This is a genomic window from Enterococcus sp. AZ126 (genome assembly GCF_051714545.1).
Lineage (GTDB): Bacteria > Bacillota > Bacilli > Lactobacillales > Enterococcaceae > Enterococcus_L.
Window position 1 is genome coordinate 202910 of the sequence record NZ_JBIOSB010000001.1, and the last position, 16974, is coordinate 219883.

Below are 16974 nucleotides of genomic sequence, written 5' to 3' on the forward strand. Positions count from 1 at the left end.
GGATCTATGAGTGGAGAATATCAAATGCGCAAAACGATTGGGAAATGTTTTCGCTCAGCTACAGATAATTTTAATGGTGTCATACGGATTTATGGCAGTCCATATATGTATCGTGTAATTAATGGCATCCCTGAAAAGGGGGCGATGTTGGAGGTCGTAGATTTTTCCAGCACAGAATTATTTGTATCTGTAAATAACTATTTATTCGAAAGTGATGTGAATTATATTGATAATCCTTAATAGTTTAATTTTTATTATTGTTCTTGTCTTGATTCTGATTCTTATCTCGAAAATGGTCATTATTGTCCAACAAGGTGAAGTAAAAATAGTTGAAAGTTTTGGTAAGTATGTTAAAACAATCGACCCTGGACTTCATTTCCTGATTCCAGTACTATACAAAGTAAGGGGACGCGTTTCTTTAAAACAAACACCTTTAGAAATTGAATCTCAAAGCGTCATTACACGTGATAATGTAATTGTTGAGGTGGATGAAGCAATCAAATATCATGTAACAGATGTTCGGGCTTTCGTTTATGATAATGAAGATTCAGTTACGTCTATGATTCAAGATTGCCAGTCAAATTTACGCGGCATCATAGGGAAGATGGACTTAAATGAAGTGCTTAATGGTACAGAAGAGATTAACGTAAGTTTATTTGAAAGTGTCAAAGACATCACGGCCGGCTACGGTTTATCTATCGATCGAATCAATATTGGTGAAATTTCTGTGTCAGATGAAATTGTAAATTCAATGAACAAACTGATCACGGCAAGTCGAGATAAAGAATCGACGATCACGATTTCAGAAGGTAGAAAACAATCGATCATCTTGGACTCAGAAGCAAATGCGTCCCAAATGCAAATCGACGCTGAAGCTAGAGCGAAGCAAACAAAAATCGATGCAAACGCGAGAGCAGAACGAACAAAAATTGATGCGGATGCGGAAGCAGAACGTATTCGTATTACAACAGAAGCTGAGAGACAACGTATTTTATCGTTGAATCAAGCAATCAAAGAGAGTGACTTAAATGATCAAGCGTTAGCTTATTTAGGAATTGAAGCATTTAAGCAAGTTGTCAGAAGTGACACAAATACAGTGATCTTACCAAGTAACATGACTGAATTAGGAAATATCCCTGTCGTTAAGGAGTTGTGGACGGCACAAGATACTAAAATTCAAGAGACTCACAATGAACTGAGAAAGTAATCTCAGTCTTTATAGCTAATAGATGAAAAAACAGATGATAGTGGTCTGTTTTTTCTATTTATTTATGATAAATCAAGTTACTATAATATTTTTATGTAAACTAATGCCGTTAAAATACATTCGCTATGAAAATAAAAATGCAATTTACTTGAAAATTATGATTAGTATGATACAATGAAACATGTGTAATTGTGTCTTTTAAAAGTCGCGCTGAAGCTTTCAGTGCTTTTTTACTGACTATCGCATGAATTAGCTTTTGGCTATTTTTTGGAGGTGAGAACAGTGGCACAAAGAATTCCTCAAGAAGTTATCGAGGAAGTACGACAACGTACGAACATCGTTGATGTGGTTGGACAATATGTTCAATTAAAAAAATCCGGCAAGAATTATATGGGTTTATGTCCGTTTCATGAAGAACGTTCCCCTTCATTTTCAGTAGCAGAAGACAAACAAATTTTTCACTGTTTTGGCTGCGGAAAAGGCGGAACTGTTTTTAATTTTCTGCAAGAAATAGAAGGAATCAATTTTCCAGAATCCGTGAGAAGAGTGGCTGAATTAGAACAGATACCTGTCAATATCGATTGGGTTAATACAATGGAGTCTGACTCGACGGGAAATTTCCAAAATCGAAAATTAATTGAACTGCATAAAAAGGCAGCGGATCTATACCATCATGTTTTGATGAACACACAAATAGGTGAGCCAGCGTTGAATTATTTATTAGAGCGCGGATTGACCAAAGAACTGATCGAAACATTCAAAATAGGGTTCGCACCTCAAAAGCGTGATTTCTTGACTCAAGTATTTCAAAATGATGAAATTGCTGAAGAGTTATCAAAAGAGTCGGGATTGTTTATCCAAAGAGACAACGGTGAATTTTTGGATCGTTTTTATCAGCGTGTCATGTTTCCAATTAATGACGATCGTGGAAATATAATTGCTTTTTCAGGAAGATTACTTAAAACAGAAGATTTTTCGGGTGATGATATGCCTAAATATCTAAATAGTCCGGAAACTGTTTTGTTTAATAAAAGAGATACCTTATTTAACTTTGATAAAGCTCGTAAGGAAATCCGTAAAGAAGATACCGTATTTCTTTTTGAAGGATTTATGGATGTTATCGCAGCTTGGCAAGCGGGTATCACGAGTGGTGTTGCGTCGATGGGAACTAGTTTGACCAATGAGCAGATCCGTAAACTCGAACGTGTAGCAAAAGAACTAGTGGTTTGTTACGATGGTGACACAGCTGGAGTAGAAGCGACCAATCGTGCGATTTCTTTGTTAAGCGAGCACAGTCGTTTTCAATTAAGTATCGTCAGTATTCCAGAAAAATTGGATCCAGACGAGTATTTGAGAAAATATGGTGACGAGTCATTTCGTGAGTTAGCATTGCATGGTCGAGAGACAGTTTTTAGTTTTAAAATGCACTATCATCGTTTGACTAGAAATATGAATAACGAAAAAGAGCAACTAGATTATGTGAACGATTTGTTACAAGAGTTGATATTAGTGCAGTCGCCGTTAGAGCGAGATCGTTATTTAAATCAATTAGCACAAGAATTCCAATTATCTTTTCATTCTTTAGAAGAGCAACTAAAACAATTAGAAACACAACAACGCTCAACCAAAAGACGTGAACGCCAGCAACAAACAACGCCTGCACCTCAACTATATGAATTTGATGATATGCTTGAACCACCCGAAATGCCTGAAGAGATGTCCACTCCTTTAGTGCAAAATAAGTTGCCTTTGACGCAAGTAGAAAAAGCAGAGCGTACATTACTTTATCGTTTGATGAATGAACAAAGCGTCAGAAATCAAATGATTCAGCTATCAGAATTTAGTTTTGCTCATGACCAATATCAGGAACTTTATTTATTATTGGACAGTTATATGAGCATTCATTCCGACTTTTTACTTGCTGATTTTATTGATTATCTCAAAGAAGAAGCGGTTAAGAAGTTAGCGATTGATGTGTCTTTGCAAGTAATTTCTGAAGAAAGTTCGGAGCGTGAAATTGCTGACGTCATAAGAGTGATTGAAAATTCTAGCTTAGAAGATCAAATTAAAGAAAAACAACTGCAGAAAAAAGAGGCAGAACGCCTTGGAAATAAGCAGTTAGTAGATGAACTAGCAATCGAAGTCGTAAACTTAGTAAAACAATTGCAAAAAAGTCGTACAGCGTCTTAATGATTCTTTTAGACAATGTAATTGACTATTATTTATATATTTAGCCGAATGGAAAAATGAAGGGGGCCTTCTTTCATGGAAAAAGAAACAGAAAAAAAATATGCAGCTGCATTGGCAGCCTTTATCAAAGAGAGCAAACCGAAAGGCAATGTTCTTTATGATGATCTAACAAACAAATTAGCAACGCCATTTACATTGAATGCCGACGAAATGGAGAAGTTGATCCAAAAAGTTGAAGATGCTGGAATCAGTGTTGTTGATGAAAATGGTGATCCAAGTGAACATAGTCTAAAAAAAGACGCTAAAGTTGCTGAAAAAGCCCAAATGGAAGATTTATCTGCCCCGACTGGTGTTAAAATCAATGATCCTGTCCGTATGTATTTAAAAGAGATCGGGCGTGTCCAATTATTAACGGCAGCAGAAGAAGTAGAATTAGCCTTAAAAATCGAAGAAGGGGATCAAGAAGCAAAACAACGTTTAGCAGAAGCTAACTTACGTTTAGTTGTTTCGATTGCAAAGCGTTATGTAGGACGTGGCATGCAATTTCTTGATCTGATCCAAGAAGGAAATATGGGTCTAATGAAAGCTGTTGAAAAATTTGATTATCGTAAAGGATTTAAATTTTCAACTTATGCGACATGGTGGATTCGTCAAGCGATCACTCGTGCGATTGCTGACCAAGCTAGAACGATTCGAATTCCTGTGCATATGGTGGAAACGATCAACAAATTGATTCGAATCCAACGTCAATTACTGCAAGATTTGGGTCGGGAACCAACACCTGAAGAAATCGGTGCAGAAATGGACTTACCAACTGAAAAAGTACGTGAAATCTTAAAAATTGCACAAGAGCCAGTTTCGTTGGAAACACCGATCGGTGAAGAAGATGATTCTCACCTTGGTGACTTCATTGAAGACCAAGATGCAACAAGTCCTGCTGAACATGCAGCATATGAGTTGTTGAAAGAACAATTAGAAGATGTACTTGACACATTGACTGACCGCGAAGAAAATGTGTTACGTTTACGCTTTGGTTTAGATGATGGTCGGACACGAACATTGGAAGAAGTGGGGAAAGTATTTGGTGTAACACGCGAACGGATTCGTCAAATCGAAGCGAAAGCACTACGTAAATTACGCCATCCTTCTCGTTCTAAACAATTGAAGGATTTTCTAGAATAAGAAGTTTTTTTCAAAAAATTTGAACAGCTCTTTTCGATTTCTTTCGGAAAGGGCTGTTTTTAACAATCGTAACAAAAAAGTTAGATAGTACATATTGGAAGAAACGCGATTTTATGGTAGATTAGATTTACGAATGTGTAGAATGTGAGGCGGAATGAATGACGAAAAAATGTCCGAATTGCGGAAATGAAATAGATAACCAAGAAGAAATCTGTTCAAAATGTGGTTATTCTTTTAAAGAAAATCAGTCAAAAGAAGAAAAGACAGACGATACTTCTAATTTTTTAAATAAAGAACAAAATGAAAATATCGAATGGTCAGAATTAAAAGATATGAGCATTGGTCATGTGATGACAATGTTTAATGAACAACAACCAGAAGAAAAAACACCAATTGAGCCGAAAGAAGAAAAAGCATCGCCAACAGAAGAAAAAGAAAACGCTGAAAAAGACACCATTTCACCAAATGACAAACCGTTGAACACCGCTGCTTTAAATCAATACATCAATGAACATAAAAATGATAAACCAATTGTTGATGCACCAATCGAATCAGAAAAGACAGATGAAGATGTTCAAAAGCTAGAAATTGACGAGCAACCATTAGCCTCTGGTGGAGAACTAGAATCAAATGATAAAGGACAAGATGAAGTGAATCTAAACGAATCCGATAAAAAAACAACTGAAACACCAGACAAAGAGTTAAATCAAGAAAATGAAACATTACCAAAAGAAGAAATCAAAAGATTCACTAAACCAGAAGAAGCAGTAACTGACACAAAACCGATCGGTCCAAAAGCATTGCCAAACAATACAGCAGAAATCCCATCAAAAAGTAAAAAACCTGAAGAAATAGAAATGGACGAAGCGCCGATTTTCTTTAAAGATGGAGAAGAAGCTAAGACAGTTAAAAAACAATTTGAAACATCAAAAGATGAAGAGTCCAAACCAAAAGAAATAAAAAAAGAGGATTCAGGTCCTTCAACACACAAGAACTATAAAAAAATGTCGATTATTTTAGCGGCAGTTGTTGTACTTGCTGGAGGTTCATGGTTGGCCTATAGTCAGACACAAAAGAAGCCATCAACTAATGGTCAAGTGACACAAAAACAAGAAAAATTAGCTACCCAAACTGAAAAAGAATTAAATAGTTATTTTACAGATGATAAACAACTGTTTCTTAAACCAGAAATGGTTAGTGTTAGTCCAAAATCTATCAAAGAAAATTTAGATACTCTTAAAGAAGAGCCCAACTATAAAGATCTAGAATCCCTTTATAATAAAGTAGTTGAGAAGCAGACTGCGATTACCAAAGTAAATGAACTATTTGTGCAACCGATCATCGACGGAAACAAATTAAAAGATGTTGCAATCAAAGCTGATAAAAAAGTAGACCTTGCAAAGCGTGAAGGAACTGACGACTTTGATAAATTACTGAATCAGGCAACAGATCAAGCTGTGAATCAATATGATCAATTGCAAACTGCAAAAGCAGCCGTAGATGTTTTTTATAAAAACAATGAATTGACAGATGCTTTGACCAGAGAAAATTATACAGCCGCTAAGACAGAAGTCGATAAAGTCAAAAGCGAAACATTACGCAAACCATTAAATGAAGCTTTAGTAAAAGCTGATGCGTCATTAAAAGATACAGAGGCAGCGATTGCAGAGCAACAAGCAATTGCAGATCAAACTCCTGCTCAATCGAATGGGAGCACAGGTAGTCAGGGAAATGATACACAAGCGACAAATGGCGCACAACCTGACTCTAACACGTTCTCAGGACCGAATGCTCAAGGCGTTTACACGGATCCTGTGTACTCAGTGAATCCTAATGATGTCAGTGATATGAGTAATCCTGCTTGGAGTTGGGCACCTGGTGTTAAAGAAAAAGTAATTGCCACAAGTATTGAACGTGGGTATATCAAAGAAGGAGGCTATTCTTTACAACCAGCAAGAATTATAGACGGCGAAGGTTATTATAATTTATATGGAGCAGATAACCAATATTTAGTAACGATCAATGCTAAAACTGGTTGGTTCAAAGGGAATGCTTCAAGAAATGCAGGAAGATAAGACATTATTTTTCAGAAAATGAAGGTGGGTGTGAAACGAAAGTAAAAGTCACTTTTGTTTCACACCCTAAATAACGAATAAAGGTAGAGCGAATTTACTTTGCCTTTATTTTTTAATAAATACCAATGACGATTGGTTTCAGTACGAGGAGAATGGTATGGAAAATAAAGAATATGTAACGTTTAAAGAAGGGATAAATGCCTGCATCCCAACGATTTTGGGTTATTTAGGAATTGGTATCGCAGCGGGAGTAGTAGGAAAAAATGTTGGACTATCCATTATGGAGATCGCACTGATGTCGATTTTAGTTTATGCCGGTGGAGCCCAGTTTATTATTTGTGGTATGCTAGCGATCCAGTCACCAATCTCAGCAATTATTTTTACGACTTTTTTAGTTAATTTACGCCATTTTTTAATGAGTATGTCTGTGGCTTCTTATTTCAAGAAAGAACCGCTGATAACTAGTATTGGAATCGGTACTCTTTTAACGGATGAATCTTATGGCGTACTCATGACAGCATTAACAAACGACCGTCAAGTGAGTTCTGCTTGGACTCATGGGTTAAATATCACGGCTTATTTAGCGTGGATCATTTCAACTATCATAGGTGGATTGTTGGGTGCCTTTATCCCAGATCCTTACCTTTTAGGCCTAGATTTTGCTTTAGTAGCAATGTTTGCGGGATTGTTTATTTTACAAGTAGATGGACCCATCAAAAAGCATACGAAAGAAACATTGATTGTTTTAGGAACAGTTTGTCTATCGTTGTACGTTTTTATGGGCTTTTTTTCGTCAGAGATTTCCGTTTTATTCGCTACACTTTTAGGCTGTACAGTTGGGATGGTGAATCATCATGAGTAATAATTATGTTTTGTTGACGATTCTAGGGTGTTCGATCGTTACTTGGATTCCACGGATTTTTCCCTTTTTGATTTCAAAACGAGTAGATTTTCCAGAATGGTTTCTGCGCTTTTTATCGTATATTCCCATTTGTATCTTGACGGCACTCTTATTTCAGAGTATTTTAGAAGTTCAGGCAACAGGCTTTCCTAAAGTAAAAACGTTAGAAGCGTTAAGCTGTATTCCTACTTTACTTGTTGCTATTCGTACAAAAGATTTGATGAAAACAGTTGTAGTAGGAATCGTTACGATTGCATTATTACGTATTTTTTTAGGCTAAGTGCCAGAAGGAGAATAATATGAACGAATTATTAGCACAAATTTTTACAGCATTAGTAATCGATGAAAATGAAAGTCACTACTTTTTGCAAAAAAATGGGATTACATTGCGTTTATCTAAAGAAGAAGGTACGCATGAAATCGGTGAAGCTGTAGAAGGCTTCGGTTATATGAACCAAAAACAAGAACCAGAGATGACGACGAACATACCTACGGCTCGGATAGGCCAATATGCATTCGGAACAGTGACAGGTACAAGACGTGATTTAGGCGCCTTTGTGGACATTGGTTTAAAAGATAAGGATGTTGTCGTTTCATTGGATGAACTGCCTGTAATGCGTGAATTATGGCCTAAAAAAGGGGATCAATTGATGATCGCTTTAAAAGTTGATAATAAAGAACGAATCTGGGGCGAATTAGCAGATGAGAAAATTTTTAAAGCGATGGCCAAACCTGGGATGGAAGAGTTGAAAAATGAAAATATCAGCGGCATCGTGTACCGCTTAAAAATGGTTGGTTCATTTGTTTTGACGGATGATTTTTATAGTGCCTTTATCCACCCTTCAGAACGCTATCAAGAACCTCGTTTAGGGGAAAGAGTGAATGGTCGTGTGATCGGTGTACGCCCGGATGGGACCCTTAATATTTCTTTGAAACCACGTGGTTATGAGGCTATCAGTGATGATGCAGCGATGATCTTAACGTTTTTGGAACGATCAGCAGATCATACTATTCCTTTTACAGATAAATCAAATCCTGAAGAAATCAAACAAACTTTCGGTATCAGCAAAGCACAATTCAAACGTGCAATCGGTAATTTGTTGAAGCAAGGAAAGATTACGCAAGAAGCAGGATTGACTCGTTTAAAAGAAGATCAATCAGAAAAATAGTAGTTTGTTTATTCTAATTGAGAATCACTTGCAAATACTCAAGAGATATTTTATACTTATTATAATGTAATACTAGAAATGACGATTCTAGATTATAATTATTATAATTAAGGGGCTGCATTAATGGATTCTACTGCTGCTTTAAAGAAGACAAAACAACAATTGCATGAATCTGGTTTCAAGCTGACGCCTCAACGAGAGGCAACAGTTTTGGTCCTACTTGAAAATGAGAAAGATCATTTATCTGCAGAAGATATTTACTTTTTAGTAAAGCAGAAGAGCCCGGAAATTGGTTTAGCAACGGTTTATCGAACATTAGAAATTTTAACTGACTTAAAAGTCGTAGATAAAGTAAGCTTCAATGACGGATTAGCGCGTTATGACTTACGTAAAGAAGGAGCAAAACATTTCCATCATCATCTTTTATGTTTAGAATGTGGAAACATCGAAGAAGTAGAAGATGATTTACTAGGTGAAGTAGAACAGGTGATCGAACAACGATATCATTTTATGGTGAAAGATCATCGCCTAACATTCCATGGTATCTGTCAAGCATGTCAACAAAAAAAGAAAAATCAACCAACTGAATAGCTTAGTTCTGAATAGTGAATGTCGAATAAAGCAAATTTTCATATTATCGTTTTTCGATTTTTACTTTTTAAATGATTGACAATTCTGACAGAATCTCTTACAATGACTTCAATAAACAATAAATGTTTTGATAAGAACTAGTAAGATAATACAGGTGTACAGAAAGTAGCCGGTTGTTGAGAGGCGCGCAAACCTAATGTATCTGAATTCCTCTTTGAACTTCACACCGAATCGAGTAGGCTGTGACGGTTATGTGCACCCGTTATTGTGCCAGGGTATAATTTTGTACCTGTCAAGTCAATGAGTGCAAGCTGATTGTAAACAAAGGTGGTAACACGGATCATTCGGTCTCGTCCTTTTCAGAAATGAAGAGGACGAGGCTTTTTTTATTTTAGTCGTATCAATTTTTATTGTTTGATTATAGGAAAAATGAAGGGAAGTTATTGTATGAGTTTTAAATCATTAAGCAAACCGATCAATTTTGAACAAGTCAAATCTTTATCAAAATTAACATCTGAACAAGAGAAAGTAAAAGCTGTTCGTGATCAAGAATTAAAAGAAATCATTGAAGGGAAAAATGAAAAAATTCTTTTAGTGATCGGCCCCTGTTCAGCACATAATGAAGATGCTGTAATGGAATATGTTGCTCGCTTAGCAAAGCTACAAGAAAAAGTCCAAGATAAAATTTTTATGGTTCCACGCGTTTATACCAATAAACCTAGGACAAATGGCGACGGCTATAAAGGATTATTACATCAACAAAATCCAGAAGGAAAAAGTAATTTAATCAAAGGAATTGCAGCCGTTCGCAGTTTACATAATCGTGTGATCAGTGAAACGGGATTAACAACAGCAGATGAAATGCTTTATCCTGAAAACTTAGAATTTGTTCAAGATCTAGTTAGTTATATTGCAGTTGGAGCGCGTTCTGTAGAGGATCAACAGCATCGATTCGTTGCTAGTGGAATCGATCAACCCACTGGCATGAAAAATCCAACTAGCGGCAATTTAAAGGTGTTATTTAACTCATTATATGCAGCACAACAAAAACAAGAATTTATTTTTAACGGACTTGAAGTTGAATCCAGCTCTAACCCTTTAGCTCATGTTGTATTAAGAGGTGGTCTAAACGAGTACGGAGAGAACAATCCTAACTATCATTACGAAGATTTATTAAAAGTGGTAAATCTTTATAAAGAGGGTGATTACAAAAATCCGTTTATCGTCATTGATACAAATCATGACAATTCTGGAAAACAACATAAAGAACAAATTAGAATCGTTAAAGAAACTTTATTCAATCGCTCGTGGAATCATGATATGAAAAAATGGGTCCGTGGTTTTATGATTGAAAGCTTCCTTGAAGGTGGACGTCAAGAAGCTAATGGAAAAACATTTGGACAATCTATTACTGATCCATGTTTAGGATGGGATGAGACAGAGTCATTAGTGAACTATATTGCTGAACACGCTTGATTTAATAAAAAAAGAAGACTTACGAGGCTAGGCCATAACTTTACGAGTTTAAGGAATTTGAATAAACGGTGGGAGCAGAAGCAACGCCTTCGGAAATAAGTCTGCGTTAAACGCTTCTGTCCCAACCTCATGGGCGTATTTTAAAACTTTTATCAAACATCTTGTTTTTTGATCAAGAAGGAGTTGGAAAAATGAGTAGAAGTCATGTTGTTGCGTTACTTCAAATAAATTACCAAGCATTTAAAGAAGGTAAAGGGAAATGGTTTGATAAACGAGTAGTTTATACAGTGGCGCAATCATTCGCAAACAATGAACGTCTTTTCTCAGATACGGATTACCGTTGGATGGAAAAACAGCTTCAAAGTGAGCTGGGAATTTTTAATGTGTTAGTGCAACCAGTTAGAGGGATTTTATTAGGAATGTTATTAGCAAATGGTAAATCGAAAGCATTAGATATTCATCTGTTGATCACTGATTATCAGCGATTGCGTGATGTGGGTTTCCAGGCATCTTCCTACTCTTATTTTTCGGCTTATTTGCTTCAATATACTGAAACAGCTGAGAAAGAATTTATCATACGTAGAGGACAAAGTATTTTTGAAAAACTAAAGACGCATCATTATTTTCTTACTGGTGCCGAGGATGGTATGGTTGCAATCGCTTTGGCTCAGAAAAAAAACTTAAAATCTTTGACGACTAAACAGGTTGGAGATTTGGTGGAAGAGTATTACCAAATCTTAAATGATCGTGGCTTTCATAAGTCAAATCAACTTCAATTTGCTGCGGCGACCGCTGCTATGCTAACTGGCAAGTTCTCTATTGAATTGATCGACCAAATTGAATTTGTAATAGATGAGTTGAAAGGATCAGGGCTTCGATTTAGACCTGAATTTTACAATAGTATCGTCACACTTGCTTTTTTGAATACGTTGAAAAAAATAAATTTTCAAGCCTTAAGTGAGTACTTAGAGCTTCTTGAAGAAAAAACAAATTTACGTTTTTATAAGGATTTTCGCCATTCTTTAGCTTTAGGTTTACTGATAAATGAAGAAATGAGCCTTTTGTCTAACAATAGTTTGAATATATCCGCATTAACGATCACAATGATGATGGCACAAGAAGCTAGTGCAGTGGCTGCGGCTATTGCTGTCTCTGTAGCAGCTTCTAATTCCAGTTCATAAAAACGAATTTGGCTAGACAAATTTAGGTTTAACCTTTACAATAAGAAAGGCTTTCAAACAGATATTGTTCTTGAAAAGCAAAACGACACAAACAATTAAAATTGTAAAAAAATGTAAAACCAGAAGAAATGGTGAAATAGGTTTCTTTTATTTTCGGATGCAAAATCCTTTATCCCAATTTCTTTAAGATAGGAGGACAAAATATGTCCATGTTTTTAGATCAGGTAACGATCGATGTCAAAGCTGGTAAGGGTGGAGACGGAATGGTTGCCTTTCGTAGAGAAAAATACGTACCTGATGGCGGACCTGCCGGAGGTGATGGTGGTCAAGGCGGAGATGTTATTCTTGTTGTGGAAGAAGGATTACGTACCTTGATGGATTTTCGCTTTAATCGTCATTTTAAAGCACAGCCAGGTGAAAATGGCATGAGTAAAGGCATGCATGGCCGTGGCTCAGAAAATACCTTTGTAAAAGTTCCGCCAGGTACAACGGTTCGTGATGCTGAAACAGGTACGTTGATTGGTGATTTGATTGAAAATGGTCAGACACTGACTGTAGCAAAAGGCGGACGAGGTGGACGAGGGAATATTCGTTTTGCTTCTGCTAAAAATCCAGCACCTGAAATTGCTGAAAATGGTGAACCTGGTCAAGAAAGAAAAATCGAATTAGAATTGAAAGTTTTAGCTGACGTTGGTTTAGTTGGTTTTCCTTCAGTTGGAAAATCTACCTTACTTTCAGTTATTTCATCAGCTCGCCCTAAAATTGGTGCCTATCACTTTACAACATTAGTTCCTAACCTTGGAATGGTGTCAACAAGTGATGGACGTAGTTTTGCTGCGGCAGATTTGCCAGGGTTGATCGAAGGCGCATCTCAAGGTGTTGGACTTGGAACACAATTTTTACGCCATATTGAACGGACTAGAGTTATTTTACATGTAATCGATATGAGTGGGATGGAAGGACGCGATCCTTATGAAGATTATCTAGCTATCAATAAAGAGCTAGCATCTCACAACATGCGTTTGATGGAACGTCCACAAATTATTGTAGCAAATAAAATGGATATGCCGGAAGCAGAAGAAAATTTAAAAAAATTCAAAGAAAAAATCGAAAAAGAACGGACAGATGAGTATGCAGATCATCTACCGATTTTCCCGATTTCTGGTGTTTCACGTAAAGGAATCGAGCCTTTACTTAACGCAACAGCTGATTTGATCGATGTAACGCCAGAATTTCCATTATATGAGGAAGAAATCGTTGAAGATGTTGTTCGTTATGGTTTCCAACCAGAAGGACCAGAATTTACAATTGACCGTGATTCTGATGCAACGTGGATTTTATCTGGAGATTCGTTGGAGAAATTATTCCAAATGACCAACTTTGAACATGACGAAAGTGTTATGCGATTTGCACGTCAATTACGTGGTATGGGCATTGATGAAGCGTTACGAGCTCGTGGAGCGAAAGATGGAGATATTGTCCGAATCGGTGAGTATGAGTTTGAATTTGTAGAATAATAATAACGAAAAAAGGAGCTGATGATTTTATCGGCTCTTTTTTTCGTTATATTGAAGTCTAAAGTTTATAAAAGTGATATCTTTAAAAAGTATACATATTCAGATTTAGAATTATTCTTTCTTCTTTAAGCTTCATTTATGTTTCCTTTTATATAATAAATTTAATCGAAGGAGGAACTAAAATGGTTAAATTAAAAAATAGTTTTCAAAGAAAAGAAAAAAAATATGCTCTTACTGATGCTATGTATGATCAGTTGAGGGAGAAATTACAATCATACATGCAAGAAGACGAATATGGATTACATACAATTATTTCTATCTATTTTGATACAAAAGATTACGAGATGATCCGTCATTCAATAGAAAAACCAGTGTACAAAGAAAAATTTCGGATCAGAAGTTATGGTGTGCCCAATAAAGAGTCCACTGTTTTTCTTGAAATAAAAAAGAAAGTTAGTGGTGTTGTTTATAAAAGAAGAGTGGCGTTGTCTTATGAATCTGTGGCAGGATATATTCAAAAACCTCATTTATTTAAATTGAAAACACCTAAGGACCAGCAAGTAAAACAGGAAATTGACTGGTTGTTCGCAAGAAAAAGCTTAGAACCTAAAGTGATGATTGCTTATGATAGACGAGCCTTGTTTGATTCAAAAAATGCAGATTTTCGTATTACTTTTGATTTCAATATCCGTTATCGAGAAGAACAACTAATGTGTGCATTCAAGGATCAAGGTGAAAAAATAGCACCAGAAATCGATGTTTTGATGGAAGTGAAAGCATTGGGGGCATATCCCATATGGTTTTCAGAAATTTTAGCAGAACTTGAAATTTATCCGACCTCATTTTCAAAATATGCCCAAACCTATCAACGTTATTTGTATTGTAAAGGAGATTTTCAATATGTTGTCTAGTCTATTAGTAGAAAGTTCAGTTGATTTGTCACTTAAACAACTGTTAGTTTGTATTATTACGTCGGTTTTTTTAGGACTTTTAGTGGCTTATATTCATATGTATAGGAATGTTTATAGCAAAAATTTTGTCATTACTTTAGCTGTTTTACCTGTTTTAGTTCAGCTAGTAATTATGTTAGTCAATGGAAATTTAGGAACAGGAGTCGCTGTTTTAGGCGCATTTAGTTTAATTAGATTTCGTTCAGTAGCAGGTGGGGCTAGAGAAATAACCAGTATCTTTTGGTCGATGGGAATAGGTCTTGCCACAGGAATGGGCTATGTCAGCTATATTGCATTATTTTCTTTAATAATTGCCTTGTTTTTATTGACTTTAAATACGATTCACTTTGGAGAGAAACAAAAAGTTACGGAACGGGAAATGAAAATTACGATTCCAGAAGATTTAGATTATCCTGGACTATTCGATGACTTATTTCAGCAGTATACATACTCAGCTAATTTAGATTCAGTGAAAACAACTAATATGGGGAGTTTGTACGAACTACGTTATCGAATTACTTTAAAAGATAGCAAAATGGAAAAAGAATTGATGGATGCTATGCGCGTCAGAAATGGCAATTTGACAATTGTTTCTGGTAAAGTTTCAACAAATAGAGAAGAATTGTAGGTGAATATAATGAAAAAAATTAAATTTGCAAGTGTCGGTTTCACAATTTTACTCATTCTTTTTACTGGATGTGCAAAAGAAACAGCGACAACAACTTCTAAAAGTAATGAAAAAGTTGTCACTGTTAAAGAAGCAAAAAAATCATCTGAAAATAAATATGGTGTGTATGAGGAAGAGGATTTTGATGAAGATTATGATGAAGAAGTAGCGACAAAGATTGAATTAACTGATACTGGAAGTAAAATAGAAGGTGCAGGTGTTTCCGAAAAAGATCATACAGTTTCTATTACTGCAGGTGGGACTTACATTTTATCAGGCAGTTACAAAGGTCAAATAAAAATCAATGCAAATGAAGAAACCGTACATTTAGTGTTAGATAATGTTTCAATAATCAATAGTAGCTCTTCTGCTATCTATGTGGAACAAGCAAAAAAAGTTATCACGACTTTAGCAGAAGGGACCAATAATACTCTTTCAGATGGAACAGATTATACCTTTGATTCAGCTGAACAAACTGAACCAGATGCTACTTTTTTTAGCAAAGATGATTTAACAATCAACGGCAAAGGATCATTGGAGGTTACAGGTAATTACAGCAATGGTGTTCGAAGCAAAGATGATTTAATTATTACGAACGGAGCTTTAACTATCACTGCTAAAAATAACGCAATTAAAGGAAAAGATTCTGTTTCAATTGCAGATGGAAGCTTCTCATTAAAAACAACAGAAGGAGATGGGATTCAGGCCAATAATAGTAATGAAGCAGATAAAGGCTGGATCGCAATTGATGGTGGCACATTTACGATTCAATCAGGTAATGATGGGATTCAGGCGGAAACCAATTTGTCCATTGCCAAATCTGATATCAAAATACAAACAGTAAATGGTTATGAAGATCAATCAGTTGATACCACCTCTAGTTATAAAGGATTAAAAGCTTCTGGAAATATTATCGTTGATGAGGGAACATTTGACTTAAACACAGCGGATGACACAATCCATTCAAATGGTACAGTTACGATTAATAATGGCTCATTTTCATTGGCGAGCGGGGATGACGGTATTCATGCAGATACAGATTTACTCATCAACAATGGAACAATAACGGTCAAGAATTCATATGAAGGATTAGAAGGTGCAACGGTCACAATCAATGATGGGGATATTTCTGTCAAGGCGTCAGATGATGGTATTAATGCTGCTGGTGGTAGTCAAGGAGAAGATGAGCAAGGAGGTCAATTCGGAACAGATTCTTTTAGTGAGCCAGATGACGGTGGAGACACTACTAAATTTATAGAAATAAATGGGGGAACGACTTATGTAAATGCAAATGGAGATGGAATTGATAGTAACGGTGATATCCGAATGACTGCCGGTACACTAATTGTAAATGGACCAACGGACGATGGAAATGGAGCACTAGATTATGATGGAACATTTACGATGGATGGAGGAGTATTTGCTGCAAGTGGTAGCTCAGGTATGGCGATGAGTACCAGCGATGCATCCTCTCAAGCCTCATTGAGTCTTTATTTTGATAATAATCAAGAAGCAGGAACCTTGGTCAATCTTAAAAACGTTTCAGGAGATACCATTATTTCATTTGCGCCAGAAAAAAACTTCTCTCATATCGCTATCAGTTCACCTGATCTAAAAATTGGCGATAGCGTAACTTTATATACTGGCGGGGAAGATTCTGGTACTGAAAAAAATGGATTATACCAAAATAGCGATTATTCGAATGGTACAGAATTAGCAAAAATTCTACTTAACGATGCGGTAACATCCGTTGATCAATCCGGTACAAAGGTCACAGACAATCAAATGGGAGGAGGACCTGGTGGCCAACCACCGAGATAATAGATTTTCATTGCTTTAGTGACTAGTTTATTGATAGAATAAGGGTA

General features: G+C 36.1%; 15 protein-coding genes and 1 other annotated feature. All 15 genes read left to right on the forward strand.

Features of this window, described 5'->3' with window-relative positions:
- The first annotated feature begins 6 nt into the window (after positions 1 to 6).
- The 15 genes from IGI43_RS00980 (at position 7) to IGI43_RS01050 (ending at position 16927) form a co-directional block, all read left to right on the forward strand.
- The gene (locus IGI43_RS00980; RefSeq protein ID WP_438755948.1) at positions 7 to 240 is read left to right on the forward strand and encodes a hypothetical protein; all 234 of its coding nucleotides are present in this window, start codon (positions 7 to 9) and stop codon (positions 238 to 240) included.
- Between the two features lie 52 nt (positions 241 to 292).
- Positions 293 to 1207: an SPFH domain-containing protein gene (locus tag IGI43_RS00985; RefSeq protein ID WP_438758790.1), complete on the forward strand. Its 915-nt coding sequence runs from the start codon at positions 293 to 295 to the stop codon at positions 1205 to 1207.
- A 282-nt stretch (positions 1208 to 1489) separates the two neighbouring features.
- Positions 1490 to 3397, forward strand: coding sequence for a DNA primase (dnaG, locus tag IGI43_RS00990; protein ID WP_438755949.1), 1908 nt, complete (start codon positions 1490 to 1492; stop codon positions 3395 to 3397).
- 75 nt (positions 3398 to 3472) lie between these two features.
- The gene (gene rpoD, locus IGI43_RS00995; protein WP_025868903.1) at positions 3473 to 4579 is read left to right on the forward strand and encodes an RNA polymerase sigma factor RpoD; all 1107 of its coding nucleotides are present in this window, start codon (positions 3473 to 3475) and stop codon (positions 4577 to 4579) included.
- Between the two features lie 158 nt (positions 4580 to 4737).
- Positions 4738 to 6654, forward strand: a complete 1917-nt coding sequence (locus IGI43_RS01000) for a cell division site-positioning protein MapZ family protein (RefSeq protein WP_438755950.1) — start codon at positions 4738 to 4740, stop codon at positions 6652 to 6654.
- A gap of 157 nt (positions 6655 to 6811) precedes the next feature.
- Positions 6812 to 7516 (forward strand): AzlC family ABC transporter permease, encoded by a 705-nt coding sequence (locus tag IGI43_RS01005; RefSeq protein ID WP_438755951.1) that lies wholly within the window; start codon positions 6812 to 6814, stop codon positions 7514 to 7516.
- The gene (locus IGI43_RS01010; protein WP_438755952.1) at positions 7509 to 7835 is read left to right on the forward strand and encodes an AzlD domain-containing protein; all 327 of its coding nucleotides are present in this window, start codon (positions 7509 to 7511) and stop codon (positions 7833 to 7835) included. The genes IGI43_RS01005 and IGI43_RS01010 overlap by 8 nt, the downstream gene beginning before the upstream one ends.
- A gap of 19 nt (positions 7836 to 7854) precedes the next feature.
- Positions 7855 to 8724: a CvfB family protein gene (locus tag IGI43_RS01015; RefSeq protein ID WP_438755953.1), complete on the forward strand. Its 870-nt coding sequence runs from the start codon at positions 7855 to 7857 to the stop codon at positions 8722 to 8724.
- 123 nt (positions 8725 to 8847) lie between these two features.
- Complete coding sequence (fur, locus tag IGI43_RS01020) at positions 8848 to 9315, forward strand: ferric iron uptake transcriptional regulator (RefSeq protein ID WP_438755954.1); 468 nt, start codon at positions 8848 to 8850, stop codon at positions 9313 to 9315.
- 118 nt (positions 9316 to 9433) lie between these two features.
- Positions 9434 to 9676, forward strand: a binding site (T-box leader).
- 86 nt (positions 9677 to 9762) lie between these two features.
- Positions 9763 to 10791 (forward strand): 3-deoxy-7-phosphoheptulonate synthase, encoded by a 1029-nt coding sequence (locus IGI43_RS01025; protein ID WP_438755955.1) that lies wholly within the window; start codon positions 9763 to 9765, stop codon positions 10789 to 10791.
- Between the two features lie 191 nt (positions 10792 to 10982).
- A complete protein-coding gene (locus tag IGI43_RS01030) occupies positions 10983 to 11972 on the forward strand; it encodes a DUF4003 family protein (RefSeq protein WP_438755956.1) in 990 nt (329 codons plus the stop codon).
- 203 nt (positions 11973 to 12175) lie between these two features.
- Entirely contained in the window at positions 12176 to 13489 is a 1314-nt protein-coding gene (obgE, locus tag IGI43_RS01035; protein WP_438755957.1) for a GTPase ObgE, read from the forward strand.
- 182 nt (positions 13490 to 13671) lie between these two features.
- Positions 13672 to 14400 carry a polyphosphate polymerase domain-containing protein gene (locus tag IGI43_RS01040; RefSeq protein WP_438755958.1) on the forward strand — a complete coding sequence of 243 codons (729 nt, stop codon included), beginning with the start codon at positions 13672 to 13674 and terminating at the stop codon, positions 14398 to 14400.
- Positions 14390 to 15067, forward strand: a complete 678-nt coding sequence (locus IGI43_RS01045) for a DUF4956 domain-containing protein (RefSeq protein ID WP_438755959.1) — start codon at positions 14390 to 14392, stop codon at positions 15065 to 15067. The genes IGI43_RS01040 and IGI43_RS01045 overlap by 11 nt, the downstream gene beginning before the upstream one ends.
- Positions 15068 to 15076: 9 nt before the next feature.
- Positions 15077 to 16927 carry a carbohydrate-binding domain-containing protein gene (locus tag IGI43_RS01050; RefSeq protein WP_438755960.1) on the forward strand — a complete coding sequence of 617 codons (1851 nt, stop codon included), beginning with the start codon at positions 15077 to 15079 and terminating at the stop codon, positions 16925 to 16927.
- The last annotated feature ends 47 nt before the right edge of the window (positions 16928 to 16974 follow it).

Excerpts from the sequence above, each read along its gene's own strand:
- IGI43_RS01025 (WP_438755955.1), top strand. The coding sequence starts at position 9,763 with ATGAGTTTTAAATCATTAAGCAAACCGATCAATTTTGAACAAGTCAAA.
- IGI43_RS01010 (WP_438755952.1), top strand. The coding sequence starts at position 7,509 with ATGAGTAATAATTATGTTTTGTTGACGATTCTAGGGTGTTCGATCGTT.
- IGI43_RS01030 (WP_438755956.1), top strand. The coding sequence starts at position 10,983 with ATGAGTAGAAGTCATGTTGTTGCGTTACTTCAAATAAATTACCAAGCA.
- IGI43_RS00985 (WP_438758790.1), top strand. The coding sequence starts at position 293 with ATGGTCATTATTGTCCAACAAGGTGAAGTAAAAATAGTTGAAAGTTTT.
- IGI43_RS01050 (WP_438755960.1), top strand. The coding sequence starts at position 15,077 with ATGAAAAAAATTAAATTTGCAAGTGTCGGTTTCACAATTTTACTCATT.
- IGI43_RS01000 (WP_438755950.1), top strand. The coding sequence starts at position 4,738 with ATGACGAAAAAATGTCCGAATTGCGGAAATGAAATAGATAACCAAGAA.
- IGI43_RS01005 (WP_438755951.1), top strand. The coding sequence starts at position 6,812 with ATGGAAAATAAAGAATATGTAACGTTTAAAGAAGGGATAAATGCCTGC.
- IGI43_RS01015 (WP_438755953.1), top strand. The coding sequence starts at position 7,855 with ATGAACGAATTATTAGCACAAATTTTTACAGCATTAGTAATCGATGAA.
- IGI43_RS00980 (WP_438755948.1), top strand. The coding sequence starts at position 7 with ATGAGTGGAGAATATCAAATGCGCAAAACGATTGGGAAATGTTTTCGC.
- fur (WP_438755954.1), top strand. The coding sequence starts at position 8,848 with ATGGATTCTACTGCTGCTTTAAAGAAGACAAAACAACAATTGCATGAA.
- IGI43_RS01045 (WP_438755959.1), top strand. The coding sequence starts at position 14,390 with ATGTTGTCTAGTCTATTAGTAGAAAGTTCAGTTGATTTGTCACTTAAA.
- obgE (WP_438755957.1), top strand. The coding sequence starts at position 12,176 with ATGTCCATGTTTTTAGATCAGGTAACGATCGATGTCAAAGCTGGTAAG.
- IGI43_RS01040 (WP_438755958.1), top strand. The coding sequence starts at position 13,672 with ATGGTTAAATTAAAAAATAGTTTTCAAAGAAAAGAAAAAAAATATGCT.
- rpoD (WP_025868903.1), top strand. The coding sequence starts at position 3,473 with ATGGAAAAAGAAACAGAAAAAAAATATGCAGCTGCATTGGCAGCCTTT.